This is a genomic window from Halomonas sp. AOP22-C1-8, assembly GCF_052378905.1.
Taxonomy (GTDB): Bacteria; Pseudomonadota; Gammaproteobacteria; order Pseudomonadales; family Halomonadaceae; genus Vreelandella; species Vreelandella citrativorans.
This window is the reverse complement of the sequence record NZ_JBQSYD010000010.1, coordinates 62,466-88,250: the sequence shown is the minus strand read 5'-3', so window position 1 is coordinate 88,250 and position 25,785 is coordinate 62,466. Positions and strand designations below refer to the sequence as shown.

Here is a 25,785-nt window from a genome sequence, read left to right as displayed (position 1 = left end):
CCCTCATGGCAGCTTCCATAAATGCCCACGATCACGCACCGCACGTACTGTTAGATGCGTATGAGGGGCTGCTGGTTCATGTTACTCAAATGCATGAGCTGGCCAGCGCCGAGCAGTGGGCAGAACTGATTGAGCAGCGCACCCATTATGTCTTGCTGGTCGAGGAGGTGCGCAAGCTCGATAGCGTGGTGGTGCTGGATGATCCCGCCAGGCAGCGTAAGGCTGAGTTACTTGAGCGCATTTTAGAACATGACGTGGAAATTCGGCGTCGCTTGATGGCAAGGCGAGATGAGTTAGGCAAGCTAATTGGTGTTTCTCAGCGTCAGCGAGATCTTCATCGTGCCTACGCACCCCAGCAGGGCGCTTCTTTTAGTGCCTTGGGTTCTGGCGATGGAGAAGCGGCCAAGTGAGTGGTATCACACCGTTGATTGATACGCTTATGCATCAAGTGCTGGGTCGACAGGGGGAGGTGTCGTTAAAGCATGCGCTGAGCGAACCTGTTAAGCCGATTCCTCCTGGTGAGGGGCCGCGCGCTCTACAGGGCGATTCACGCCTTGATGGACGTACTGAACCGGCATTGCTGAATGATTTAAAGCGCGCGCCGGGGTCACTTAACGGTGACAGGCTATTGGCGCGAGGTGATACGCAGGGTGCGCCGCCGGGGTCAACACAGACCCATTTCAGTCCAGCAGCGCGCAGTATTGCGGATGTGTTACTGCGCTTCCCTGCGCCACCTGCCGTCATTCGGCCACCCGCGCCCTTGTTGGCTGCGCAAGAGGCGCCAGCGGCGACGGTAGTCGCGGAACGTTTGGAGTCCAGCATACGCGATAGCGGGCTGTTTTATGAGTCCCATTTAAAGCGTTGGTTTCAAGGCGATATGGCACGTCAGCAACTGCTACGAGAGCCGCAAATGCAGCCCGGCCCTCGCCCTCTCGCGCTGTCGTCAGGGGGGGCATTACAGCCCAGTACATCGCTGCAGATCCATACGCCGTTACAGCCAGCTGTGCCGTTTGTATTAAGAGCGTCTTTTTCTGAGTCGCCTTTAACCAGGGCAATAGTGCCCGGTAGCGCTTTGCAGCATGTGCCTAATGATCGGACTGCCGCTATGAGTGCAGCCCCAATGCCGAATGCAGCAGCTTTTACGCCAAGTGTGCCGCCAAGTGTGGAGGATAATGCCAGGTTGACGCGCGATGCTATGGTCTATGAGCGCGGCATGGCAGCTATCGACAATCGTGGACACCGTGAAGTCGTCCATGAAAGTTTGCAAAGCATCGTACGGCAGCAGTTAGACATGCTGGTCATGCCTGTGGTTCGTTGGGAAGGTGACGTTTGGGCAGGCATTTTTATGGCGCTCGTGATCCATCTGCCTGCTCAAGAAAAAGAGGGGGACGGTGAAGGTGATAATAGCCAAAAGGAGGATGGGTGGCGCTCTGAGATGCAGTTGGATGTGCCTAATTTAGGAGCCTTTAGCGTCTCATTGTGGTTTTATCGAGCGGTGTTAAGTATTGATTTAACAACGGCCGATAAAGCCACGCATCAGTATCTTGAGCAAGGTATCCCTACTTTAGAGCAGCGTTTGAATGCGCTGGATTTGGACAAAGTGCAGGTGCGTGCGCGGTATATACCGCTGGAGAGTAGTGATGTCCGTGCCGAATGAGCGTAACCGCCAGGCGGTTGCGCTTGCTTACCAGGAAAGCGAACGCGCACCACGTGTTGTCGCAAAGGGATATGGCGAGCTTGCCGAGCGCATTATGGCGGAAGCCCACCGGCAAGGGATTTATGTGCATGATGCACCTGAGATCGTAGCACTTTTAATGCAGCTGGATTTAGACGCAGAGATACCCCCGCGCCTCTATCAAGTAGTGGCAGAGCTGCTGGTGTGGGTATTTGAGCTGTCAGACGAGGGCCTAAAACGCCATGATTGAGCCAAGTAGCCAATATATAGATAGTGTGCAACCATGGCGAAGGGGCAGAAAAGTCATCAAGGCGTCCGCATAACGGTTACAAGATAGCGCCTGTGTCATTTGATGGAACACTATGAGTCACACCAACTATCTCGATGAAATTGAAGAAATTAATTTAGCCTATTTGCTTCTCGCGCAGCGCCTGTTAAGTGAAGACCGCGAAACAGCACTATTTCGTTTAAAAATAGATAATGACGTTGCTGAACTGCTGTCTTCGCTGAGTGCTCGCCAATTGACGAAATTGGCGCGTACTAACCAGCTGATATGTCGATTCAGTCAGCCGAGTGCTCAGCGGCTACGTCAGATCACTGAGAATCCGCGCGATCAGGGGCTCGCTGGTCTACACGCTTCGCTACTGTTAGCTGGCGATACATTTGAGTCATTATCAGGAGATAAGGGGTGACCCAGAAAAGCCTGGTGGATGAAATGCACCAAGTGCAGCTGGCAATTGAGCTGATTGAGCTAGGCGCACGCTTGCAGGTGCTGGAAACGGAAACCGAATTAAGCCGTACGCGACTGATCAAGCTTTATAAAGAAGTCTGTGGAATGTCGCCGCCTAAGGGCATGCTGCCGTTTTCGACCGATTGGTTTATTACCTGGCTGCCCAATGTTCATTCATCGCTTTTTTACAATATCTACGCCAGCCTGCTGCGAGACACCTGCTGCGAGAGGATCGAGGCGTTTGTAAAAGCCTATCGACTTTACAATGAGCAGATGATGTTGGAGGGCGCCGAGCCCGTATTGGGTTTGACGCGTGCCTGGACGTTAGTGCGCTTTTTTGAAAGCGACCTGCTTGAGTTTAGCCGTTGCACGCGCTGTGGTGGGCAGTTTGTGGCTCATGCTCATAGTCCGTCTCACGACTATATCTGTGGTATTTGTCAGCCGCCATCGCGGGCAGGCAAAACCCGTAAGGCGCAGCAAGCCAAGGAAGATAGCCACGGCATCAGTGAAGGGTAAAAGAATTATCAAATGCGCCTTTAACGAATAGATAGCGTTAAAAGGCGGCGTTACTTTTTAATTAGACTGTACATTAGCCCTGGTATGATAAAGCTAATTTGTACTTGAGCCGGAACGCCACTCAACCATCTGAACAGATGGCTAAGTTTTGGTTCCCTACTTAATACTGAAACACCGCAAGGACCCTGCTTGTGCTGATACTTTTAGGCTATGTAGTCGTTTTGTTATGTGTATTTGGTGGCTATGTGCTGGCAGGTGGCAGTCTAGGCCCTCTGTACCAACCACTTGAGCTAGTCATTATCGGCGGTGCTGGTGTTGGCTCATTTATCGCTGCCAATAACATCAAAGCGATTAAAGCCACCTTCAAGCTACTGCCCAGGCTCAGGGGAGCAAAAAAATATAACAAAGCATTTTACATGGAAGTGATGGCAATGCAGTACAAGCTATTGTCAAAAATCCGCCGTGAAGGAATGCTGGGCATAGAGCGAGATATTGACAACCCTCAAGAAAGCCCCCTATTTCAAGAGCATCCTACTGTATTAGCTGATCCGCATGTCATGACGTTCTTGACGGACTATCTGCGCTTGATGGTGAGTGGTGGCATGGAGCCTATGGAAATTGATGAGCTGATGCTGCACGAAATCGAAGTATTTGAACAAGAGGCTCATGTCCCCGTCGATGCGATTGCAAAAGTGGGCGATGCCATGCCTGCCTTCGGCATCGTGGCGGCAGTAATGGGGGTTATCAAGGCATTGACCTATGCGGATGCCACTGCGCAACAGATGGGTGAAATGATTGCCCATGCTCTGGTGGGAACCTTCTTGGGTATTTTGTTGGGTTACGGCTTTATTAACCCCATTGCCAGCTTCGCCGGTCGGCAAGCCCAGGAAGCAGAAAAGATGATGCAATGCATCCGGATAACATTATTGGCAAGTTTGCACGGCTACGCACCCCAGTTGGCCGTTGAGTTTGGCCGTAAAGCGCTGTATACCGCCGAGCGTCCAACCTTTATCGAGCTTGAAGAGTATGTGAAAAATGCCAAGAAGGGCGGTACTGCATGAGTAAGGGCGGTGAAAAGCGCCCGATTGTTATCCGGCGTAAAAAGGTGGTGCATGCGCATCACGGCGGCGCCTGGAAAATTGCTCTAGCGGACTTCATGACTGCGCTGATGGCGCTATTCCTGGTGATGTGGATTTTAAGTGTCTCCAGTGAAGAAACGCGGCGCGGCGTGGCGGAATATTTCAGTACGCCACTGGTGACGGCGATCACCGGTGGTGATCAATCAGGCAGTACAAGGGTTATTCCTGGCGGTGGCCCAGACCCGACACACAGTGACGGTGAAAGAGCGCGCATCGATACCATGCAGCAGACCCGGCCAAGCATGCAGGAGCGACGCTTTTTCACCGATCTTCAGGAACGCATCGAACGCGCAATTGAGGCAGACCCCGAGCTGCGTCAGCTACGTAGGCAAATGCGCTTTGATTTAACCCGTGAAGGGCTTCGTATCCAACTGCTGGATACCGAGCAGCGGCCAATGTTTGAGTTGGGCAGTGATCAGGTAGCACCGTATATGCGCAATTTGCTGCGTACGATTGCGCCGTTACTTAACGAACTGCCTAACGATCTTAGTATTAGTGGACATACCGATAATGTGCCTTATGCCGGAGGATATCGGGGCTATAGCAACTGGGAGCTCTCTAATGATCGTGCCAATGCCTCACGCCGCGAGCTGGTAACCGGAGGGCTTGATCCTGATCAACTGCTGCGCGTATCAGGTTTTGCTAACCGTGTCGTGTTACCCGATACGGATCCTCGGGATCCGGTTAATCGCCGTATTGAACTTGTCGTCCTGCTACCCGAAATCGCAGAGGCGATTCGTAACCCAGGAACGATGAGTTCCGATGCCACGCTGCCTGCTTCTGCGGATGACCTGGTCGAAGACTTAACGCAAGAGCCCCTGCCGACAAATGCGTCGGATTAGCATTGGCTTGTGACAAAAATATGACGTTAGAGTGGAGTGGTGCATGGATATAGCGGATTTTTTTGACACCTTTTTTGAAGAGGCTGAAGAGTTGCTTGCTGATATGGAGCAGCACTTGCTGGAGCTCAATGTCGATAATCCCGACATTGAGCAGCTAAACGCTATTTTCCGCGCGGCGCACTCGATCAAAGGTGGAGCAGGTACCTTCGGCTTTAGCGTGCTACAAAAGACAACGCATATACTCGAAAATCTGCTGGATCATGCACGTAAAGGGGAGCTTGTACTGCGTGCCGAGCTCGTGGATACCTTTTTAGAGGCTAAAGACATCATGCATGAGCAACTCGATGCCTATCGCAACGAGGAAGCGCCCAATCAAGAGGCGTACGAAAGAATTTGCCAAGTATTACAGCAGGTAGCCCTGGAAGAAATTGGTCAAACATTGGATGCGCCAGTGGAGGCAGCAGCACCTGCACCGGCACCGGTCGTCCAGGCTGAAGAACCAGCGAAAGCCTCAGCCGGTCAAAACCAACTGATTGTCGCCCTGCTTAATGTGGTTGAAAAAGAGCGTACGTTGCTGGTTGAAGAGCTTGAGCAGCTGGGCGATGTTCAGTCGCAGTCTGGCGATGAGAAATGTTACGAAGTCATACTGAGTGGCGATGTCAGCGCTGACGATATTGAAGCCGTCATGTGTTTCATCATTGAGCCAGAGCAGATTGAGATTCGTGTAGCGAGTGGTGCCCCTGCAACTGCTCCAGAGGAGGCTAAAAGCACGCCGCCGCCTGCTCCAGTAACACCGGAGCCTGCAACACCTGAGCCAGAAGCTGCGCGCCCACCTGCAGAGGCCAAAAAGGCACCCGATAGCAGTACTAAGTCGAAAAAGGCGGCCGCCGAGTCCTCTTCCATTCGCGTTTCGGTGGATAAAGTCGACCAGATTATCAATCTGGTGGGCGAGCTAATCATTACCCAATCGATGCTTGATCAAACGGTTAGCGATTTGGACGATCAGTCGGTGGGCAACAGCTCGCTTCAAAATGGCATGAGCCTTTTGCAGCGTAATGCCCGAGACTTGCAAGAAGCGGTCATGTCTATCCGCATGATTCCCATGGAATTCGTGTTTAGCCGTTTTCCGCGCGTTGTACGCGATACCGCGGGCAAGCTGGGTAAAGAGATAGAGCTGGTGACCGAGGGTAAGTCCACGGAGCTTGATAAGAGCCTGGTTGAGCGGATTACCGACCCCTTAACTCACCTGGTACGTAATAGCCTTGATCACGGCATTGAAATGCCGGATAAGCGCGAAGCGCTTGGCAAGCCCCGTATTGGCAAGCTCGTACTTTCTGCTCGCCATCAGGGCGGTAACATCCTGATTGAGGTGCGCGATGATGGCGCCGGAATGGATCGTGAGCGACTGCTAGCCAAGGCACGTGAAAATGGCCTTAGCGTCTCCGACACCATGAGCGACGAAGACGTTTACCAACTTATTTTTGCGCCAGGCTTTTCAACCGCTGAGGCCGTGACCGACGTCTCGGGGCGTGGTGTGGGTATGGATGTGGTTAAACGTAATATTCAGGGGATGGGCGGTCGTGTTGAGATCCAGTCCAAACAAGGCGAAGGCACCAACACGCGGATCGTGCTGCCGTTAACGCTTGCGATACTGGATGGCATGTCGATTAAGGTCGGTGGGGAGACGTTTATTCTGCCGCTTTCTACCGTGCTTGAGTCGTTACAGCCAACCAAAGGCGAGATGTACGCGATGGCCGGAGACGACGTTGTCTTAAAGGTGCGCGACGAATACCTGCCTGTTATTGCGGTTCATGAAGTGCTGGATGTAGAAAACGCTATTACGGATCCTACCCAGAGTATCGCGGTCATTGTGCAGGGCGAAGGGCGTCGTTACGCCATGCTGGTTGATGAGCTGGTTGGGCAGCAGCAGGTAGTGGTGAAAAACCTTGAAGACAATTACCGCAAGGTGCCGGGGATTTCGGCGGCAACCATCCTGGGGGATGGCAGCGTAGCGCTAATTTTGGATATCACAGGACTGCATCGCTTGAGCAGGGTCAAGAAAGAAGCGAGCAAAGTGATTAATAATCAACCTATCTCTTTTTATAAGGAGGCTGAGCCGTCATGAGTCAGGTAAATAATGAGGCGGTTCTCGCCGCTGATGAAGCGGAAAACCGTGAGTTTTTAGTATTTTCATTAGGCGAAGAAGAGTACGCCATTGATATTTTGAAGGTGCAGGAGATTCGCGGTTACGAAAATGTAACGCGTATTGCCAATGCGCCTGACTTTATTAAAGGAGTTACCAATCTGCGCGGCGTGATTGTGCCGATTGTGGATCTGCGTATCAAATTCCATCTTGACAACGTGGAGTACGGTGGCCAGACCGTGGTGATTGTGGTTAACGTCGCCGATCGCGTCGTGGGTATCGTGGTCGATGGCGTTTCTGACGTCATGACGTTAAACCCTGAGCAAATTAAACCGGCGCCTGAATTTGGTGTCACCCTGTCGTCTGATTTCCTGAGCGGTCTTGGCAGCCTGGATGACCGCATGCTGGTACTTGTCGATATCGATAAGCTGCTTACCAGTGAAGAGATGGCATTGGTGGACAGCACCAGCAATCGTTAAGGCGACTGCCGCTACTTTGTACTAAAAAGGCCACACGGAACGTGTCTTTCCAAGTTGAACGGCCCCTCTAGCGCCAAGGAATGCGCCTGCGAGTGACGTTGTGTTTGGAGAAAATATTGTGACACAGCTAATGCGGCAGATGTTGGGAAACATGACCGTGCGGCTCAGTTGGGGGCTGGTACTTGCTTCCTTTTCGTTACTGGTGATTGTGGCCTGTGGCATCGGTTTTTATGCCCTTCAGCATGGCGCAGCCATCATGCAGGCCGCCAGTGATGGCAGCGTTCAACAGGCTGAATTCTCGGACTTTACCGGCCGCATTCGCTGGGCGCTCATTGCCATTATGGTGATCACAGCGACGACCGTCGTGGTGGTGATTTGGGGCGTGACGGTCAATGTACTTAAGCCACTGGATCGTTTGGTTGGCTATTTCGAACGCATGGCGCAGGGCGATTTAAGCCAGCAGATCTCGGCACCGGGTAATAATGAAATAGGCCGGTTATACGTTGCGATGGCGCATATGCAGGCTTCTTTATCAGAAACAGTGAGCGTTGTGCGTGGCAGTGGGTCGTCCATTTATGAGCGCTCTCAACAAATTGCCAGCGGTAATAACGACCTCTCCTCACGTACTGAACAGCAGGCTTCTTCGCTTGAAGAGACCGCCTCCAGTATGGAACAGCTTGCCTCAACGGTGGGCCATAATGCTGATAACGCACGTCAGGCTAGCCAGCTTGCGCAAAACGCTACGTTAACAGCGAGGCGAAGCGGTGAAGAAGTGAGCGGCATTGTTGAAACCATGCAGGATATCAATGCCAGCTCTCATCAAGTGGCCGATATCATCACGTTGATTGATAATATTGCGTTTCAAACCAATATCCTGGCGCTTAACGCATCGGTAGAGGCTGCCCGCGCGGGTGAGCATGGCAAGGGGTTTGCTGTGGTCGCTCAGGAAGTGCGTAGCCTGGCCAGCCGCAGCGCTAACGCGGCGAAGGAGATTCGTACGCTCATTGATACCTCGTTGGGCAAAGTGGAGACCGGCACGCAGCGGGTCAATCAGGCGGGCGAAACCATGCAGGCGCTGGTAGAGGCCGTACAGCGAGTCAGCGATATCATGGATGAAATTGCCGCCGCCTCTGAAGAACAGAGCAACGGTATTGCTCAGGTTAACCAAGCGGTTGCACAAATGGATCAAGTGGTTCAGCAAAATGCCCAGCTTGTTCAGCATGCCGCTCATAACGCCAATGAGCTTGAAGATGAAGCGGCGCGGTTAAGAAATACCGTTGAGCGTTTTCAAGTTGCGCATAACCCAACGCCTGTATCCGCCTCATCCACGGCGGGGCCTGTCGCGTCCGTCACTTCCAAGCCTCTTTCTATCGGCACTGCTTCAAGAAAGGTGGAAACAGAAGCCTGGGAAGCATTTTAATAGCAAACGCTATAAACAACGATAGTTGAAGAACTGAACAATAAGGCCCCTAAATGCGCAATAACCAACCCATTTCGCAGTGTGAAATCGAGCTAAAAGAAGACGATTTTCTGGTCTCTCGCACGGATTTAAAAGGCCGTATTACGTACACGAACCCGGCATTTATTGAGATAAGTGGCTACACGCATGACGAGTTGATAGGTGCTCCGCATAACCTGGTTCGCCATCCGGATATGCCGCCTGCCGCGTTTGATAATTTGTGGAAAACCGTACAGAACGGGGATACCTGGCGTGGGTTGGTTAAAAATCGCTGTAAAAATGGTGATCACTATTGGGTGGACGCCAGCGTAACGCCAATCATTGAAAATGAGCAGGTGGTAGGTTACGCCTCGGTGCGTGTTCAAGCCTCACGTGAGGCCATAAAGCATGCTGAACAGGCTTATGCTGAGATACGGGAAGGACGTAACAAGCATTTCTACCTGGACAAAGGGCGTCTGCGACAGCGTGGTGTCGGCCCGTGGCTGAAAAGGGTTCAGTTGAATACCATCCGCGCCAAACTGGTTGGCATGATTGTGGTCGCTGCGGCGTTGCTGTTGATTAGCGGGGGCTTGGGTCTTTACGGTCTTAACGCGTCAAGTGAGCGGCTTGAGAGGCTTAATAGCGATGGCTTGCGCGACGTCGTCAGGCTGCAACAAATCGACCAAATGATCGCCAATACGCGCCAGGGAATGATTGAACCAGAGCGTATGGAGTTGATCAATCAGCGTTTTGAAATAGGTGAAACCATTGAGCAGCGTGCTGAAGAAGTAGCCACCGTATGGCAGGGCTATTACACCCGTGCGGTCAATAACACGCCGCTCGCCAGTGCGTTTAACGATCAGCTTCAGGCCTTTCTAGAGGAAGGAATGGGCCAGGCGGCTCGCGTGCTGCAAGCCGAAGAGACCTACCAGGCGTTTACCGGGCTGGATGCCGTCATCAGCGTCATGTCTGATGACGGGCGGGCGCTTTCTGAAAGTGTGAATCAGCTCATTGAGCAAAAACAGCAAGCGGCTGAACAAATGGCGGCTGATGCCCAGCAAGCGCAGAACACCATTATTGCAACGCAAGCGGTGGTGCTGGGGGGTGGGTTGGCGCTGCTGATAGTGATTGGTTGGTTAGTCTTCCGCGCAATTATACGTCCCCTAAAGGGCGCTTCACGTTTTACGCTGCAAATCGCGGGCGGTAACCTGGCGGCTTCCGCGCCCAAGCGTCAGCACGATGAAGTGGGCCAGCTACTTGATGGGCTTAATGCCATGCGTAAAAGCTTAAGCAGCATTATTGGCGACGTAAAAGGCGGGATAGATATCGTAACGCCTGCCGCACAAGATATTGCAACAGGTAATGAAGCGCTCTCTTCACGTACCGAGCAACAGGCTGCTTCGTTACAGCAAACGGCCTCCAGCATGGAGGAGATGACGGCTACCGTACGCCAGAATAGCGACAACGCTCAAGAAGCCCGCCGACTCGCCGATAATAACTCTACTCGGGTTTCTCAAACGGGCGAGCTAATGACGCAGTTGGTAGACAATATGCAACGCATTACCCAAAGCTCTCAAAAGATGGCCGATATCATCAATACCATCGACTCGATAGCTTTCCAAACCAACATCCTGGCGCTGAATGCCTCGGTGGAGGCGGCGCGCGCCGGCGAACATGGGCGTGGCTTTGCCGTGGTCGCCGAAGAAGTGCGTAATTTAGCCGGACGAAGCGCCGGCGCTGCCCAGGAAATTCGAGGGTTGATTGACGGTTCTAACAAGGAAGTCAATGCAGGCGCTGGGCTGGTTGAAAAAGCAGAAACCGCGATCAGTGAGGTCGCTGAGGCGGCACGCAGTATTACCAATATCATGCACGAAATTTCGGCAGCGTCTGAAGAGCAAAGCAGTGGTATTGCGGAGGTAAACCAGGCAGTCGCCGAAATGGATCAAGCAACGCAGCAAAATGCTGTTCGAGTCCAGGAAACCGCCCGCGCGGCTGCCGCGTTAGAGCAACAGGCAAGCCTGCTGGCGTTATCGGTTGAAGCCGTTCGGCTTAACCAGAAGAGCCCAGAACGCCCTGTTGCCTTGGCGAACACGTTACCTGCTAAACAAGCAACAACGCTTGCCAGCCCCGCAGCGCGCAACAAAGTAGCCGCGCCTGCTGTGCAGCGACAAGCGACACCTGTAGAGGAATGGGAAGAATTTTGAGCGAACAACGCGAACCAGGTGTCGACGCCAATCAGTGGGCGTCTAGTCATCAGATTGAGCGAGATCTGGTGCTCACGGATGCGGATTTCTCACGAATACGAGAACTTATTTACCAGCGTGCGGGCATTGTGTTGGCCGAGCATAAACGTGAGATGGTTTATAGTCGGTTGGCCAAGCGTCTACGACACCATGGTTTGACACGTTTTAGCGATTACTTATTGCGCCTGGAGCGTCAGCCTGATGCAAAAGAGTGGGAGGCGTTTACCAATGCGCTGACCACTAATCTGACCGCGTTTTTTCGCGAGGCGCACCATTTTCCCCTATTGGCAGAGCATCTTCGCCATAAGCAAGGTCCGTTCACTATTTGGTGCTCGGCTGCCTCAACAGGGGAAGAGCCTTATTCATTGGCCATGACGCTGTTAGAAACGTTAGGGCCGAAAGCCGCGCAGGCGAAAGTTATTGCCACCGATATAGATACCGATGCCCTAAGCCGTGCGCGCCTCGGTATTTATCCGCAAGAGCAGGTGCGCAAATTAGACGAAGCCCGTGTAAAGCGCTTTTTTCAGAAGGGCACCGGGCAGCAACAGGGTCTCGCTCGTGTGCGCCCGGAAGTTTCCGAGCTGGTTGAGTTTATGCCACTTAATCTGCTGTCGACACAGTGGCCGATTAAAGGCCCGTTTGATGCCATTTTTTGTCGAAATATCATGATCTATTTCGATAAAGAGACGCAGGCAAAGATTCTTAAGCGGTTTGCGCCCCTTATGAAGCCGGATGGCCTGCTGTTTGCCGGCCACTCTGAAAACTTTTCGTATATTAGTGATGCGTTCAAGCTGCGGGGCCAGACGGTATACACGCGGGCTTAATGGAACCATTTTCGTGTTTTTATACGCCTAATGCGTGGTTATCCGTGCAAACAAGGCAGTATACCCGACATTAACTGCAAAGGAGGCGTGCATTGAGCGCTGCCAAGATCAAAGTATTGTGTGTCGATGACTCGGCGCTGATTCGTGATTTGTTAACTGAAATTATCAACTCGCAGCCGGACATGGAAGTGGTTGCCGTAGCGCCTGATCCACTGGTTGCCAGGGATTTAATTAAGCAACACAACCCTGATGTGCTCACACTTGACGTTGAAATGCCGCGCATGGATGGGCTCGACTTTCTGGAACGCCTGATGCGCCTGCGGCCCATGCCGGTCTTGATGGTGTCATCGCTCACGCAAAGCGGTTCGGAAATTACGCTGCGTGCACTTGAGCTTGGCGCGCTGGACTTTGTGGCCAAACCAAGCCTGGGTATTCGGCATGGCATGATGGAGTACGCCAATGAAATCGCCGAAAAGCTGCGTGCGGCCGCACGTTCACGGCCGCGTCAGGCGCGCCATAAAAATGCTCCACCGCCTGCACAGTTAAAAGCGCCGTTAGTCTCAAGCGAAAAACTGATTATCATCGGCGCATCCACGGGCGGCACGGAAGCCATCCGTGCGGTATTAGAGCCGTTGCCTGCCAACTCCCCTGCCATTTTGATCACCCAGCATATGCCGGGGGGGTTTACGCGCTCGTTTGCCGAGCGCCTGGATCGGTTGTGTCGAATAACCGTCAAAGAGGCGACTGATGGTGAACGTGTGCTGCCGGGCCACGCCTACATTGCCCCAGGCGACCAACACTTAAAGCTCGTACGCAGCGGAGCAAACTATGTGGCACGTCTGGACAGCGGGCCGCCGGTCAACCGGCATCGGCCATCCGTCGATGTGCTGTTTCACTCCGCCGCTGAACAGGCTGGGCGTAACGCCATCGGGGTGATTCTAACCGGCATGGGCAAAGATGGGGCTGCGGGGCTTTTGGAAATGCGTCAGGCAGGCGCGCCTACTGTTGCCCAAAACGAGGCGACGTGTGTGGTCTTTGGTATGCCGCGTGAAGCGATAGCCGTGGGGGGCGCCGTGGAAGTTGCGGCACTCGATGATATTCCCGCCCGGTTGATGGCAATGGTAGCTGCCTCCGGTCGCTCCCAGCGGGTATAAACCTTTTTACTATAAAAATGCTTGGCGAAGGGGATGATCCAATGACACGTTTACTGCGCAACCTGAGTATCCATGCGGCCGTTGTGGCGGCATTAATGTGTTTTGCCATGCTGATTATCATGCTGGCGAGCATCAGTTTTCTATCAGAGGAACGATCACAGGAAAACCTGGCGACTTACGGCCTTATTAGTAGCGATCAGTTGAATGAGATTAATCGGGCCGACTCGCTACTCAACCAGGCCATGCTGGCTATGGAGGTGGCTTCAAACTACTTAATGGTTGGCCAGATGAGCCAAACCAACGAGCAGTTGGCGATTGCCGCCGAGCGTATTGAGCGTGCCGAGATGCGTTTTGAGATCTTTGTGGCGACTCCTCGTACGCCGCAGGGTGAAGTGTTAGGAAGTGAGTTAATCGAAAGTTTTCGCGCCGTTATGACATTGGTAAAGCAGCAGCACGAAAGCTTTGAGCAGATGGATATGAATACCTATAACGACCTGCGCGATGCGTTAAGTGAACCGCTGATGAGCCTTGCAGCCAGCACGACGGCGTTCGTTGAGTATGGCTTCCAGCGGGTTGATGGTATTGGCCAAGAGGCGCACGCCCAAGGCAACTTTTTTAAACTGGTTAGCACCATTGCATTGGGTATAGCGTTGCTGGTTACGCTTGCCATTTATATTGGCTTACGCCGCACCGTGACGACGCCCTTAAACGATGCGGTTAAACGGTTAAATAAAATTGCCGAAGCGGATCTTACCCAACCACTACCTGAGGCGGGCAATAACGAGATTGGTCGCCTGTTTTCGGCGATGGCCACCATGCAGCAAAACCTGACGGGGATTGTTGCTCGGGTCCGAGAGGGCAGTTCTGAAATCCACTATGGTACGCGGGAAATCGCTAGCGGCAATGCCGACCTTTCCTCACGTACTGAGCAGCAAGCGGCGGCCATTGAGGAAACCGCAGCCAGCATGGAAGAGATGACGGCCACCGTGAAGCAGAACGCAGATAACTCTCGTCAAGCCAGCACGCTGGCGGCAGATGCCTCGACAACCGCTGAGCACGGTGGCCAAGTGGTCAGCCAAGTGGTTCAAACGATGCATGGTATATCGACAAGTTCGCAAAAAGTGGCCGATATCACCAGTGTTATTGACTCCATTGCGTTTCAAACCAATATCCTCGCACTGAATGCCTCAGTGGAGGCTGCACGTGCCGGTGAACAGGGTCGTGGCTTTGCGGTGGTGGCGGGTGAAGTGCGCAACCTTGCTAGTCGTAGTGCCGATGCTGCCAAGGAAATCAGAACGCTAATTGATGCCTCGGTGAGCCAGATTAAGCAAGGCTCAACGCTCGTGGAGCAAGCAGGTTCTACCATGTCAGACGTTGTCACTGCCGTGCGCCGTGTGACTGACATCATGGATGAGATATCGGCCGCTTCACAGGAGCAAAGCGATGGCATTGAGCAGGTGAGCCATGCGGTTGGGCAGATGGATCAGGTCACCCAGCAAAACGCTGCCCTTGTCCAGGAAGCTTCCTCGGCTGCTGCCTCATTGGAAGAGCAGGCCAATCAGTTAGAGCAGGCGGTTGCCGTCTTTAAGTTGCTAGGATCTCAGACGCCTCAGCGCACTTCATTGCCTAAGCAAACGAATTCTACGCCGCCTCGCGCTGCGGAAAAAAGTTTACCGGCGGCCGCCGCGCCACGATCAACGCCAAACCACAGCGACCACGCAGAGTGGGAAGCTTTTTAACCCTGACTATATAACGCGTCATAAGACGTGAATTGATAAGAGGATGAACAATGGCCGACAAGAACATGAGCTTTTTGGTAGTCGACGACTTTCCTACCATGCGCCGGATTGTACGTAGCCTGCTTAAAGAGCTGGGTTTTACCAATGTCGATGAAGCAGAAGATGGCCAGGACGCGCTTAATAAGCTGCGTGCAGGTAATTTTGAATTTGTTGTCTCTGACTGGAATATGCCTAACCTGGACGGTTTGGAAATGCTCAAGGAAATTCGTCAGGATGACGGCTTGAAGCATTTGCCGGTATTGATGGTAACGGCAGAAGCCAAGAAAGAAAATATTATCGCGGCCGCTCAAGCGGGTGCTAACGGCTACGTCGTTAAGCCATTTACCGCGGCTACCCTTGAAGAGAAGCTTAATAAAATCTTCGAAAAAATGGGTAAATAAAGCGGCTGGGCCGAAGGGCCTGGTGAGCGAGGAGATAATACCATGAGTCAGAATGAGCAGATCGACTCTAGCCCGCTATCCGAGGAAGGCGCTGAAGAGCTAATTCATCGCATCGGCAAGCTTACTCGCATGCTACGCGATAATATGCGCGAGCTGGGATTGGATAAAGAGATCGAAAAAGCGGCTGAAGCCATTCCTGATGCGCGAGATCGGCTGCACTATGTTGCCACGATGACCGAGCAGGCAGCCGACCGCGCATTGAATGCGATTGATCGTGCTCAGCCACTTCAGGATGAACTCTCTGAGCGTGCCGAAGGGCTTGATAAGCAGTGGGCTGAGTGGTTTGAAGCGCCCAAGGATCTGGAAGATGCCAAGGCGCTCGTTAAGGATACGCGCAGCTACTTAAGCGATGTACCTACGATGACGGCGGCGACGAGTAAAGAGCTTCTTGAAATCATGATGGCTCAGGACTTCCAGGATCTGACCGGTCAGGTGATCAAGAAAATGATGGACGTGATCCGCGAGATCGAATATCAGCTTGTTCAGGTGCTGATCGACAACGTACCGGGTGCTCAGGTACGCGAATCGATGCAGCGCAAGGCCGAAGATCAGTGGAAAAACGACAGTGCACGACGTAAAGAGGATTTGTTGAACGGCCCGCAAATCAAGGAGAGTGCGCCCGATATCGTCACTGGTCAGGATCAGGTGGACGACTTATTGGACGAATTGGGCTTTTAATGCGGCGTTATTAGAGCATTGTAAAAAGCCGTATCTGGCAATATAAGCGTTTTGTTCAGCCGTCCCTTGGGGCGGCTGACTTTATGGTGCGCCACGCACGCTAAGCCGGATGTAGCATGGCAGATAACGATAGCGATCAGGAAAAGACCGAAGAGGCCACGCCCAGGCGCAAAAGCAAAGCGCGTGAAGAGGGGCAGGTACCTCGGTCGCGTGAGCTAACCACGTTTTTGCTGCTGCTGGGCGGTGTCGGTGGGTTATGGGGCATGGGGCAGATTTTTTATGACCAGTTGGGAATGGTCATGGAGCAGGCTTTCATGTTTGACCGGCGCCAAGCCATGGAAGAGATGCCCATGCTGGTCAATGCGCTAAACCTGGGGCAGCGGACGCTGTTTACCATGATGCCGCTATTTCTACTGCTGGCGGTCATTGCGTTAACGGCTCCTGCCTTACTGGGGGGGTGGCTGATATCCGCAAAGTCCATGCAGCCCAAGCTCTCCAAGCTAAACCCTATCGCAGGGGTTAAGCGGATATTTTCGACCCAAGCGTTGATTGAGCTGGCGAAAGCGATTGCCAAGTCGGTGCTGGTGGGTAGCGTGGCCGGGACGTTTTTGTATCTCAACCTGGGTAAGTTTTTAGCGCTAATGGATCAGCCCGTGCATCAAGCACTGGTCAGTGCGCTTAATATGGCGGCCCAGGCGGCTGGTTTGGTCGTACTGTCGCTAATGATCGTCATTCTTATCGATGTACCTTTTCAGCTGTGGAGTAACGCCAAGAAGCTGCGCATGAGTAAAGAAGAGGTGAAGCGCGAGCATAAAGAGTCAGAAGGTGACCCCCATGTTAAAGGACGCATTCGTCAACAGCAGCAGACGATGGCTCGGGGTAGAATGATGAGCAAGGTGCCAGAGGCCGACGTTATTATTACCAACCCAACGCATTATGCCGTGGCCTTGATGTATCAAGAGGGCAGCATGGGAGCACCGCGACTGGTGGCCAAAGGGGCGGATGCCGTTGCGGCAAAAATACGCGAGCTGGGCATAGAGGCAGGCGTTCCTCGCTTGGAGGCTGCACCGCTGGCGCGCGCCCTTTATCATCATGTGGATCTAGAGGCCGAAGTGCCTGCCGAGCTTTATACAGCGGTGGCAGAAGTGATGGCGTGGGCTTACCGCTTAAAGCATGTTGGACAACAAGGAGGCGAGGTGCCCCCAACTCCCGATAATCTGCCGGTACCCCCGGAAATGCAAACCCCTGGCCGTCAGGCCAGTGGCAATGAGGCACCGCCATGAAAGGTTTAAACCAACTGGTCTCTCAGCGTGGCTGGATGGGCGAGGTACGCATGAAGCTGCTTGCCGGGCCGGTGCTGATTTTAATGATTTTGGGCATGATGATCCTGCCCTTGCCGCCCTTTGCGCTGGATATGCTGTTCACCTTTAACATCGCCTTGGCCATCATGGTGTTGTTGGTCAGCATGTTTGCCGAAAAGCCTTTGGATTTTGCTGCGTTTCCTGCTGTTTTGCTATTTACCACGCTACTGCGTCTTTCGCTTAACGTCGCCTCAACGCGGGTAGTATTGATGGATGGCTACGCGGGCGGCGCATCGGCCGGTAAGGTCATCGAAGCGTTTGGTACCTTTCTGGTAGGGGGTAATTTTGCCGTTGGCCTAGTGGTCTTCTTGATACTGGTCATTATCAATTTCATGGTGATCACCAAGGGCGCTGGGCGAATTGCTGAGGTCGGCGCACGTTTTACGCTGGATGCAATGCCTGGCAAGCAGATGGCCATTGATGCCGATTTAAATGCTGGCTTGATTGGTGAAGAAGAAGCCAAAAAGCGTCGTTCAGAAGTCGCCCAGGAAGCCGACTTTTATGGCTCGATGGACGGTGCCAGTAAATTTGTACGCGGTGATGCCATGGCGGGCCTGGTCATCATGGTGGTTAATATTATTGGTGGCCTGTTGATTGGTATGATGCAGCACGATATGAGCTTCGCCGATGCGGGCCGTACGTATACGCTGCTAACGATTGGCGACGGCCTGGTTGCCCAGATTCCGGCGCTGGTCATTTCCACCGCGGCTGGTGTAACGGTATCGCGCGTTAATACCGAGCAGGATGTTGGTCAGCAAATGATCAGCCAGCTGTTCGTGAACCCTCAGGTGATGGTTCTGGCAGCTGCGGTTATGGGCCTGCTGGGTCTGGTGCCGGGCATGCCGAACTTTGTCTTTCTGTTTTTTACCGCACTGCTGGGTGGTTTGGCTTGGCTCTTGATGCGTCACAATCAGAAAGTCCAAGTGAAAGAGGAAATCGCTACAGAAGCACCCATTACCCAGGAAACCCCTGAGGCCAGCTGGGAAGATGTCCATCTGGTCGATACCCTTGGACTTGAAGTGGGCCATCGTTTAATCCCACTGGTCGATGCCCGCCAAAAAGGCGAGCTTCTGGGGCGTATTAAAAGCGTGCGTAAAAAGTTTGCTCAGGAGGTCGGTTTCCTGCCACCGGTGGTGCATATCCGCGACAACCTGGAACTGCCGCCTAATACCTACGTGCTCTCCATGAAAGGCGCTGAAATAGGTCGCGCCGAAGCGCAGACAGGCAAGTGGCTCGCCATTGACCCGGGGCAGGTCTCTGGGGAACTGCAAGGGACTGCCACTCACGACCCTGCCTTTGGTTTACCCGCGGTTTGGATCGACACCAATCAGCGTGAGCACGCCCAGGTGTATGGCTATACTGTGGTCGATGCCAGTACCGTTATTGCGACTCACCTTAATCATTTGCTACATCGACATTCACCCGAAATGCTGGGCCGCCAGGAGGTCCAGAAGCTGCTCGACAAGCTGGGCGAAGAGCAGAAATCACTGGTAGAAGAAGTAGTGCCCAAGGCAATTTCTCTGACCATTCTGCAACGTATTTTGCAGAATCTGCTGGAAGAGGATGTGTCTATTCGTGACATGCGCACGATTCTGGACACCCTGGCAGAGCATGCCGGTCAGCAAAAAGATCCTAATGAGCTTACCGCGCTGGTGCGTATTGCATTAGGCCGGGCCATTACGCAGCAGTGGTTTGCCGGACAGGAAACCCTCAATGTGATGGGGCTGGATGCCCAACTGGAGCAGGTACTGATACAGGCGATGAACGGGAATGGCGCGATGGAGCCAGGCTTGGCTGAAACCTTGATGGATCAGGCGCAGCAGGCTCTGGAGCAGCATGAAAGTAGCGGGGAGGCACCGGTATTGGTGGTTCAGCACTCGCTGCGTGGCGTGCTATCACGCTTTTTGCGCCGTCGTTTGCGGCATCTTGTGGTCATGTCACAAGCAGAAATTCCGGATGACCGCACGCTGCGTGTGACCACCACAGTGGGTGGCCGCTAACCATGACCGCAAGCAGCGAACGTGTCAGCTATGTGTACAAACAAAAGGTAAGACATGAGCGTTAGGCGTTTTACGGGAGCAAACAGTCGTGATGTCATGCGCCAGGTGCGTGAAACGCTGGGAGATGATGCGCTAATTTTGGCGAACCGCCGTACTGATGACGGCGTTGAAATCATGGCGATGGCCGATGAGGCTGTCGAGCCTGTCGACGCCGCGTTAGAGGTAACCGCAAGTACGGTAGAACCCGCTACAGCGACGGACCCTCTTCAGGCCATGAGTGAGCGCCTACTGCGTGAAATGCAAGATATGCGCGCGCTTTTAACTAACCAACAGGTAACGAGCCAGCAGGCGCCTCGGCCCGCCGAGTCGGTGCAACAAGCCTCCGATACGCGCGCGCGGCTTTCTCAGTTGTTGACGCGAGTTGGCTTTAGCGCCGAGCTTGGCGATGAAGTACTCGCGGGTCTGCCAGCATCATTGAAAGCGCTTGGCCCTGAAAGTGAGCAACCGCTTGATTGGCTGCGCCAGCAGCTGACAAGCAGGCTTCATGTGTTAAATGACGAGGCCAGTTTTTTTGACCAAACGGGCATCGTCGCCTTGGTCGGTCCTACCGGAATAGGCAAAACCACGACCACCGCAAAGCTTGCGGCGCGCTTTGTGATGCGACATGGCACACGCCCTGTCGCGCTGGTCACCACGGATAGCTTTCGTATCGGCGCCCATGAGCAGCTCAGGATTTACGCACGCCTGTTGGATACCCCCATGTACGCCCTTGATGCTGAGCAGCCGGTCGATGATCTGCTGGGCCGCCTTCACGGCAAGCAGTGGGTCATGATTGATACGGTTGGGATGAGCCAGCGTGACCAGCGTGTTATTGATCAAATTGCTCATTTGCAGGGCGGAAGTTCCACGGTAAGGCTGGTACTGCTGTTGAACGCGGCTAGCCAGCCAGAAACCCTGGAAGAAGTCGTGCTGCGTTATCGTCAGGCCGCGCGGGCGGCAGGCGCTGAGCTTGATGACTGTATTATTACCAAGCAGGATGAAGCCGGCCGACTAGCCCCCGTGCTGGATATTGTTATCCGTCATGGTATGCGCGTGCTGTTTAGCTCTCATGGGCAGCAAGTGCCCGAAGATATGAGCGTGGCGCTGCCGGATGCGCTGATCAACCAGGCGTTGGAAAGCCAGGCGAAAGCAGCGCCGCAGCCTGGCTTCACGGCACCGGCTAGCATGCCTCGCTGGTCGCGAGATGTGCTTGGCCAAGGGCGGAGGCTGTCGCTACTACTGACGCGGCTGCGCCAGCGTTTGGCAGGCTTCGCCACGCTGGAAGCCATGTGGGATGTTAGCGCTTTGCCGAGCGAGCTACAGAGCGCGCAGCTTACTCGTCTGTTGCCGCACGCGTTACCCGCCCCTGGTGTGGTGTGGGCGGCACGCCGTAACGAGCGTGGCTGTGATTGGTCGATGCCGGATATCAGCATGGACGAACGGGGCGCTTGGCATGCCGTCCCCATGCTTCAACATCGCCAACCTGCGGGTTGGCAGGCCAGGCTTGAGACACGAATGGAGGCGGGCGCCACGGTGCATCTATTGCCCGTGCTGCCTCCGGCAGAAACCGTGCAGTGGCTGAATGAGCAACAGCTGACTTGGGTCAGCCTTGTGACATCCGCACAGCGTGTATACTTTCATGGCGAGCGTTCTGCGCTACGTGGACTATTTGAACAAAGCACGCTCAGCCATCATGTCAGCGTGCGGTTTCGTGGCCAATCCATGCAGTTATGGACCGCCTATGCCGAAGTGCAAAATGAGGCGGGCAGTGTACTGCTTGCGTGGTATGGGGAGGTTCGTGACCCCGAAAGTGCCAAGGTCGTTGCCCGGCGCTACTGGTTGACGCCGGCTCGTTTAGGCGCCGATGTACTTTTCCAACTGGTCATTCAGCTGCAAAGTGAGGGCCTGGCAGCGCTCACCAAACGCGCGTTGCAGCAGTTTAAAGAGGCCGATAGCGGGGACGTGGATCCAGAAGTACGTCTACTGTTAGCCAGCGGCGTCGCGTCAGTGGTCGGGCATTTGGATAACGCGGATGATGATGAGGCGTCCAGTCTGCGTAGCGATCTACTCAGCCTGTTGGGCACGCGCCGAAAACGCCGCGATACGGCCATGCTGGATGCGTTGATGTACGCCTTTATGGCGCGCGACGCCATTCGCCAATTGGGCAGCGTTAGCCGAGAGGTGAATGTATGAGTCAGGATCAGGCGGCGGGCTTGCGCCAATGGGCCGACAGCCAGCGTCAGAAGCAGGCACCCAGCCAGCCTGATGCGCCGTTGGCAAGTGATATGGAGGTGATGAGCGAAGCGCCTGCGCCCGCGCCAGGTGCTGTTTCGCCCACCCCCACGATTGACGAGCAGCCGGTTGCGAAAGCCCCTTCGCGACCTAAAAAGCCCTTGTATATTATTGGTTTGCCAGGGCAGGGCGCGCAGGCTGTCAAACAGGCTCAACATCGCCTGGCTCAATGGTCTGCGCTGGGCCGTCACTGGGCAGGATCACCTGACGATTGGGATATACAGGCGGTTAGCGTTAATGCGCCTGATCTGGCTCAGCTAAGTGCTCGGCATGCGCGTTGGGCGCTCTGGGTTAACAGCGATGCGGACGCATTTGCCGAGATGTACCGGCTACTTCGCCAGGCGCGTGACAATGGCGGGCCGCGCCGATTATTGGCACTGCACGAGCCCTCTTTGTCGCGCCAAGGCTTGTTGGAAAACTTGCGTGAAGCCGCTAGCCACTATTTGGCCATCGATCTTCTGGTGCTGGCGCGCTGATAAGGAAATATTCGACATGTTAAGCAAGCTATTCAAGATGATGGGTGTTTGCGGGTTGATAGGTCTCATCGGTAGCGCTCAGGCGGCGGGCAGCTGGAGCACCTCGGTGCCGGGCGTGATGGTGGCCATGAGTGACCGGGAAACCCGTAGCCAGTCAATGACGCCACCCGATTCTGTACAGGTGCACAATCGTGTGATTGATCGGATACACTGGCAGCTTGAGGCGCCGCCGGGCAGCGCTATCAACGCATGGCTATGCCATCCGGAGCAGTGTGTGGCTCTCTCGGGAGGGCGCGGAACGGTCACCGAGCTGGCGGGAAGGCAGGTAAGTGCTCCTTTGCAGTTTCGTTTTAAGTTACTGCCTGGACAGCGGCCTGTTCGTGTTCAGGGTCTGCAAGTCATTGTGAACTATCAGTAAAAGTTGTATAGCCGCGAGGCAAAAAGATGTACACAGCACAAGGCAGAATCAAGCAAGGCGAGCTATTCACACAATACATGCCACTGGTAAGACGTCATGCCTTAACACTGCAGGTCAGGTTGCCAGCCAGTATTGAACTTGATGATCTTATTCAGGCGGGCACGGTAGGGCTTTTAGAAGCACTGGGCCGTTTTGATGCCGCTCATGGTGCCAGCTTTGCGACGTTTGCCAGCCAGCGTATCCGTGGGGCGATGGTCGATGAACTGCGTACGCGGGATTGGTTGCCACGCAGCGTGCGCCGCGCTGCGCGCGCTGTGGACGACGCGATCCGGCGGCTAGAGCAGCAGCTCGGGCGCTCGCCGGAAGAGAGTGAAATTGCCTTGGCGCTTGAGATGCCGCTGGGTGATTACCAACAGCTGCTCAACGACACCAATAGCGGTCAGCTATTGCCGTTTGAAGAGTTGGTTGCCGATGGTGGTGAGCCGGTAAGTTTTGATGTGAGCAACTTGCCGTTTGAAAAGCTGCTGGATGAGCAGCAGCGCCAAACATTGGTTGCTGCCATTGAGGCGTTGCCAGAGCGCGAGAAACTGCTCATGGCACTTTATTACCAGGAAGAGCTGAATTTAAAAGAAGTGGGCGCCGTGCTGGGCGTGACCGAGTCGCGTGTGTCTCAGTTGCATAGCCAAGCCATTAGCCGTCTGCGTGCCCGGTTGCATGATTCAGCCTAAACAACCGATACGTTAACTCACAATAACCGGCGAGGAGCCGTTGATGAACCCGTCCACGTTGATAGGTATATTCGCCAGTATGCTGCTGCTAGTAAGCGTGCTGTTCTTTACTGCGGAGTCCCCTGAAAGTTTTATCAATCTGCCGGGCCTGGCGATTGTTATAACCGGTACTCTGGCCGCTACTTTTATAAGCTATCCGCTAAAAGAGGTGTTACGCGTTGTACGCTTGGTAGGGCTTGTCTTTCGGCGTGAAAATACCTATATACGCGACGATATCAACGAGCTGGTCGCCATGTCCCGGCTATGGTTTAAAGGCGATGTGCGTGCAGTCGAACAAGAGTTGGAGCATACGCGCAATCCGTTTTTACGTACCGGTATTCAGTTAGTCATTGCCAATACCAAAGAAGATGAGATCTTCGACATGCTGCGTTGGCGGATTGCCCGGCTCAAGGCTCGCGAGCACGCAGAAGCCCAGATTTTTCGCACCATGGCGACCTATGCGCCAGCGTTTGGCATGATTGGCACGCTGGTGGGATTGGTTAATATGCTGGAAGTCATGGATGCCGGTGACCTGGATGTCATTGGCCCCCGTATGGCGGTGGCGCTGCTCACCACCTTCTACGGTATTTTGCTGGCGAATCTGGTGTTTAAACCCATCGCGGTGAAGCTAGAACGACGTACAGAAGAGCGCCTGATTACCATGAACATGGTGCTGGAAGGTATTTCACTGATCACCAAGCGCCGCCTGCCCTCTTTTATTGAGGAAACGCTCAATTCATTTATCGCCAACTATAACGATGAGATTCGCGATGCCACTATAAAGCCCCGGCCTGATACACCAAGCGCGACGGCAAAGGGCTAAGGCGATGCTGGATAACAATACGCGCCATGCGCTGGAGCTTCCCGCCGGGCAGGGTGAAAGCGATGAGAGCTGGCTGACCAGTTATCTGGACGTGCTCACCCTGCTGATTACGCTGTTTGTTTTGTTGCTGGCTTTGGCTCCCCCCGGTGGTAATGAAGCACTTGAGGGTGAGGAAGCGTCCATGGCCAGCGTGATTAGCTCACTGCCCTTGGCAACGCTTGCCACCGGTATTCACCCGCGCCATAGCGGGTTGCAGCCCCAGATGGCGGCATTGGATATTCCCGGCGTCAGCGTATCGCAGGGCCAGGAGGGCGTAACGCTACGCATTGATGATAGCCTTTTATTTCCCAGTGGCGAGGCAGTGCTAACCTCTCTAGGCCAGGATGTGATAGAAAGCCTTATTGATGTGTTAGCGGCCTTTGATGGTCAGGTTTCCGTTGAAGGACACACTGACAATCTTCCTATTGCTACCACTCGGTTCCCTTCCAACTGGGAGCTTTCCGCCGGACGTGCGATTGCCGTTATGCGCCATCTGGAAGGTCAGGGCATCGCTATTTCTCGCATGCGGGCCGTTGGTTATGCGGATACTCAACCTATGGAAAGCAACGCAACACCTGAAGGGCGAGCTGCTAACCGGCGCGTTGAACTGTTGTTACGACAACAGCCAGAAGGGTGAGTGGACTGCTCAAGGCTGGGGTTGTGCCTAAGCATCCCCTTCTGCTGCAGTCGTATGCTGCCCTGTTGGTGCTTGATGTCGATCGTCGGCGCATCCAGGCGACCAGTACAAATCTGGCCGCGCTGATGGGACTCTCACGCCAATCGGTAACGTTAACCCAATTGCTGGGGACGCGTTTAATCCAGCGACTTTCAGGGCGACGCGGTTTCACATAGCGTTTGCATGCGCTCAATCGCTTGATCGGCGCCTTCAAGCTGAAACGTCATGTACCAGGGGGGCTGTTCGCCTCGATCAAACCCCAGGAAAAGTTGCTCGCCTTGTTCCATCTGGTGCATTAGCGTCTGCATATCAGCAAGATAAAAGTGTACGTAAAAGCCGTTATCGCCTCGCTCGGTGATGAATTCTGCCATGGTATCGACCGCGGGCTGCTCATCGATACGCAGCCGGGTCGGCACCAGGTTGACGGTTTTACTTTCGCCTTGCTGCTCCTCCAGCGTGACACGCACTTCAAGCCACGGTAAATCACACACGTTTTGGGTGGCATTCAGGCTGAGTGTCGCGTCGGAATAACTATGGGTTTCAACGGCGCGAAAGTGGTGCTCATTACCCAGCGTTAACGCCATTGATTGCCACTGGCCATGCGACTGTATGTCCTCCATATTAAAGTTCGCCGCCTGTGTTAACGGTGCAATAAGTAGAAGGGTGGCGCTTGCCAAGGCTGTTGAATAGGGTGTCATGTCAGCACATCAAGGTTGGGTAAGAAAAGCCCAGCGTTTATGACGGGTTTGCCCGCAGCAAAGGCGCCGGGTGCTTTCTATAAACCACTACCGCCC

At 54.0% G+C, this 25,785-nt stretch carries 26 protein-coding genes; 25 read left to right on the top strand and 1 reads right to left on the bottom strand.

What is annotated here, in order from left to right; translation table 11 throughout:
- The first annotated feature begins 5 nt into the window (after positions 1-5).
- From fliT to ACT3TY_RS07510, 25 genes are all read left to right on the top strand, one after another.
- Positions 6-410 carry a flagellar protein FliT gene (gene fliT / locus ACT3TY_RS07630; protein WP_444627815.1) on the top strand — a complete coding sequence of 135 codons (405 nt, stop codon included), beginning with the start codon at positions 6-8 and terminating at the stop codon, positions 408-410.
- Entirely contained in the window at positions 407-1,657 is a 1,251-nt protein-coding gene (locus tag ACT3TY_RS07625; protein WP_444621327.1) for a flagellar hook-length control protein FliK, read from the top strand. The genes fliT and ACT3TY_RS07625 overlap by 4 nt, the downstream gene beginning before the upstream one ends.
- The gene (locus tag ACT3TY_RS07620) at positions 1,641-1,925 is read left to right on the top strand and encodes an EscU/YscU/HrcU family type III secretion system export apparatus switch protein (RefSeq protein WP_087109063.1); all 285 of its coding nucleotides are present in this window, start codon (positions 1,641-1,643) and stop codon (positions 1,923-1,925) included. Before ACT3TY_RS07625 ends, ACT3TY_RS07620 begins: the two co-directional genes overlap by 17 nt.
- A gap of 112 nt (positions 1,926-2,037) precedes the next feature.
- Entirely contained in the window at positions 2,038-2,367 is a 330-nt protein-coding gene (gene flhD, locus ACT3TY_RS07615; protein ID WP_087109062.1) for a flagellar transcriptional regulator FlhD, read from the top strand.
- Positions 2,364-2,921, top strand: coding sequence for a flagellar transcriptional regulator FlhC (gene flhC, locus ACT3TY_RS07610; RefSeq protein ID WP_087109060.1), 558 nt, complete (start codon positions 2,364-2,366; stop codon positions 2,919-2,921). The genes flhD and flhC overlap by 4 nt, the downstream gene beginning before the upstream one ends.
- 191 nt (positions 2,922-3,112) lie before the next feature.
- Positions 3,113-3,982 carry a flagellar motor stator protein MotA gene (gene motA, locus ACT3TY_RS07605; protein WP_444627814.1) on the top strand — a complete coding sequence of 290 codons (870 nt, stop codon included), beginning with the start codon at positions 3,113-3,115 and terminating at the stop codon, positions 3,980-3,982.
- The gene (gene motB, locus ACT3TY_RS07600; RefSeq protein ID WP_444627813.1) at positions 3,979-4,902 is read left to right on the top strand and encodes a flagellar motor protein MotB; all 924 of its coding nucleotides are present in this window, start codon (positions 3,979-3,981) and stop codon (positions 4,900-4,902) included. The genes motA and motB overlap by 4 nt, the downstream gene beginning before the upstream one ends.
- A 43-nt stretch (positions 4,903-4,945) precedes the next feature.
- Complete coding sequence (gene cheA, locus ACT3TY_RS07595; protein WP_444627812.1) at positions 4,946-7,027, top strand: chemotaxis protein CheA; 2,082 nt, start codon at positions 4,946-4,948, stop codon at positions 7,025-7,027.
- Positions 7,024-7,524 (top strand): chemotaxis protein CheW, encoded by a 501-nt coding sequence (gene cheW, locus ACT3TY_RS07590; RefSeq protein ID WP_444627811.1) that lies wholly within the window; start codon positions 7,024-7,026, stop codon positions 7,522-7,524. The genes cheA and cheW overlap by 4 nt, the downstream gene beginning before the upstream one ends.
- Positions 7,525-7,654: 130 nt before the next feature.
- Positions 7,655-8,944 (top strand): methyl-accepting chemotaxis protein, encoded by a 1,290-nt coding sequence (locus tag ACT3TY_RS07585; protein WP_444627829.1) that lies wholly within the window; start codon positions 7,655-7,657, stop codon positions 8,942-8,944.
- Between the two features lie 53 nt (positions 8,945-8,997).
- Positions 8,998-11,166, top strand: coding sequence for a methyl-accepting chemotaxis protein (locus tag ACT3TY_RS07580; RefSeq protein WP_444627810.1), 2,169 nt, complete (start codon positions 8,998-9,000; stop codon positions 11,164-11,166).
- The gene (locus ACT3TY_RS07575; RefSeq protein ID WP_444627809.1) at positions 11,163-12,029 is read left to right on the top strand and encodes a CheR family methyltransferase; all 867 of its coding nucleotides are present in this window, start codon (positions 11,163-11,165) and stop codon (positions 12,027-12,029) included. The genes ACT3TY_RS07580 and ACT3TY_RS07575 overlap by 4 nt, the downstream gene beginning before the upstream one ends.
- A 92-nt stretch (positions 12,030-12,121) precedes the next feature.
- The gene (locus ACT3TY_RS07570) at positions 12,122-13,183 is read left to right on the top strand and encodes a protein-glutamate methylesterase/protein-glutamine glutaminase (RefSeq protein ID WP_444627808.1); all 1,062 of its coding nucleotides are present in this window, start codon (positions 12,122-12,124) and stop codon (positions 13,181-13,183) included.
- A gap of 41 nt (positions 13,184-13,224) precedes the next feature.
- The gene (locus ACT3TY_RS07565; protein ID WP_444627807.1) at positions 13,225-14,922 is read left to right on the top strand and encodes a methyl-accepting chemotaxis protein; all 1,698 of its coding nucleotides are present in this window, start codon (positions 13,225-13,227) and stop codon (positions 14,920-14,922) included.
- A 50-nt stretch (positions 14,923-14,972) separates the two neighbouring features.
- Positions 14,973-15,362, top strand: a complete 390-nt coding sequence (gene cheY / locus ACT3TY_RS07560) for a chemotaxis response regulator CheY (RefSeq protein WP_192527285.1) — start codon at positions 14,973-14,975, stop codon at positions 15,360-15,362.
- 42 nt (positions 15,363-15,404) lie between these two features.
- Positions 15,405-16,100 carry a protein phosphatase CheZ gene (cheZ, locus tag ACT3TY_RS07555; protein WP_193053675.1) on the top strand — a complete coding sequence of 232 codons (696 nt, stop codon included), beginning with the start codon at positions 15,405-15,407 and terminating at the stop codon, positions 16,098-16,100.
- A gap of 116 nt (positions 16,101-16,216) precedes the next feature.
- Positions 16,217-17,383 (top strand): flagellar biosynthesis protein FlhB, encoded by a 1,167-nt coding sequence (gene flhB, locus ACT3TY_RS07550; protein WP_087109039.1) that lies wholly within the window; start codon positions 16,217-16,219, stop codon positions 17,381-17,383.
- Complete coding sequence (gene flhA, locus ACT3TY_RS07545; protein ID WP_444627806.1) at positions 17,380-19,461, top strand: flagellar biosynthesis protein FlhA; 2,082 nt, start codon at positions 17,380-17,382, stop codon at positions 19,459-19,461. The genes flhB and flhA overlap by 4 nt, the downstream gene beginning before the upstream one ends.
- A 54-nt stretch (positions 19,462-19,515) precedes the next feature.
- Positions 19,516-21,693 carry a flagellar biosynthesis protein FlhF gene (gene flhF, locus ACT3TY_RS07540; protein ID WP_193053672.1) on the top strand — a complete coding sequence of 726 codons (2,178 nt, stop codon included), beginning with the start codon at positions 19,516-19,518 and terminating at the stop codon, positions 21,691-21,693.
- Complete coding sequence (locus ACT3TY_RS07535) at positions 21,690-22,268, top strand: hypothetical protein (protein WP_193053671.1); 579 nt, start codon at positions 21,690-21,692, stop codon at positions 22,266-22,268. Before flhF ends, ACT3TY_RS07535 begins: the two co-directional genes overlap by 4 nt.
- Before the next feature lie 16 nt (positions 22,269-22,284).
- Positions 22,285-22,686 (top strand): flagellar protein FlhE, encoded by a 402-nt coding sequence (locus ACT3TY_RS07530; RefSeq protein WP_193053670.1) that lies wholly within the window; start codon positions 22,285-22,287, stop codon positions 22,684-22,686.
- 26 nt (positions 22,687-22,712) lie between these two features.
- A complete protein-coding gene (locus ACT3TY_RS07525; protein ID WP_087109031.1) occupies positions 22,713-23,414 on the top strand; it encodes an RNA polymerase sigma factor FliA in 702 nt (233 codons plus the stop codon).
- Between the two features lie 43 nt (positions 23,415-23,457).
- Positions 23,458-24,276: a motility protein A gene (locus ACT3TY_RS07520; protein WP_087109028.1), complete on the top strand. Its 819-nt coding sequence runs from the start codon at positions 23,458-23,460 to the stop codon at positions 24,274-24,276.
- A 4-nt stretch (positions 24,277-24,280) separates the two neighbouring features.
- Complete coding sequence (locus tag ACT3TY_RS07515) at positions 24,281-24,952, top strand: OmpA/MotB family protein (RefSeq protein WP_444627805.1); 672 nt, start codon at positions 24,281-24,283, stop codon at positions 24,950-24,952.
- 23 nt (positions 24,953-24,975) lie between these two features.
- The gene (locus ACT3TY_RS07510) at positions 24,976-25,167 is read left to right on the top strand and encodes a hypothetical protein (protein WP_193053668.1); all 192 of its coding nucleotides are present in this window, start codon (positions 24,976-24,978) and stop codon (positions 25,165-25,167) included.
- Here the strand turns inward: ACT3TY_RS07510 and ACT3TY_RS07505 are convergent.
- Complete coding sequence (locus ACT3TY_RS07505) at positions 25,144-25,689, bottom strand: hypothetical protein (protein ID WP_193053667.1); 546 nt, start codon at positions 25,687-25,689, stop codon at positions 25,144-25,146. The two genes, ACT3TY_RS07510 and ACT3TY_RS07505, sit on opposite strands and share 24 nt — an antisense overlap.
- Between the last annotated feature and the right edge of the window lie 96 nt (positions 25,690-25,785).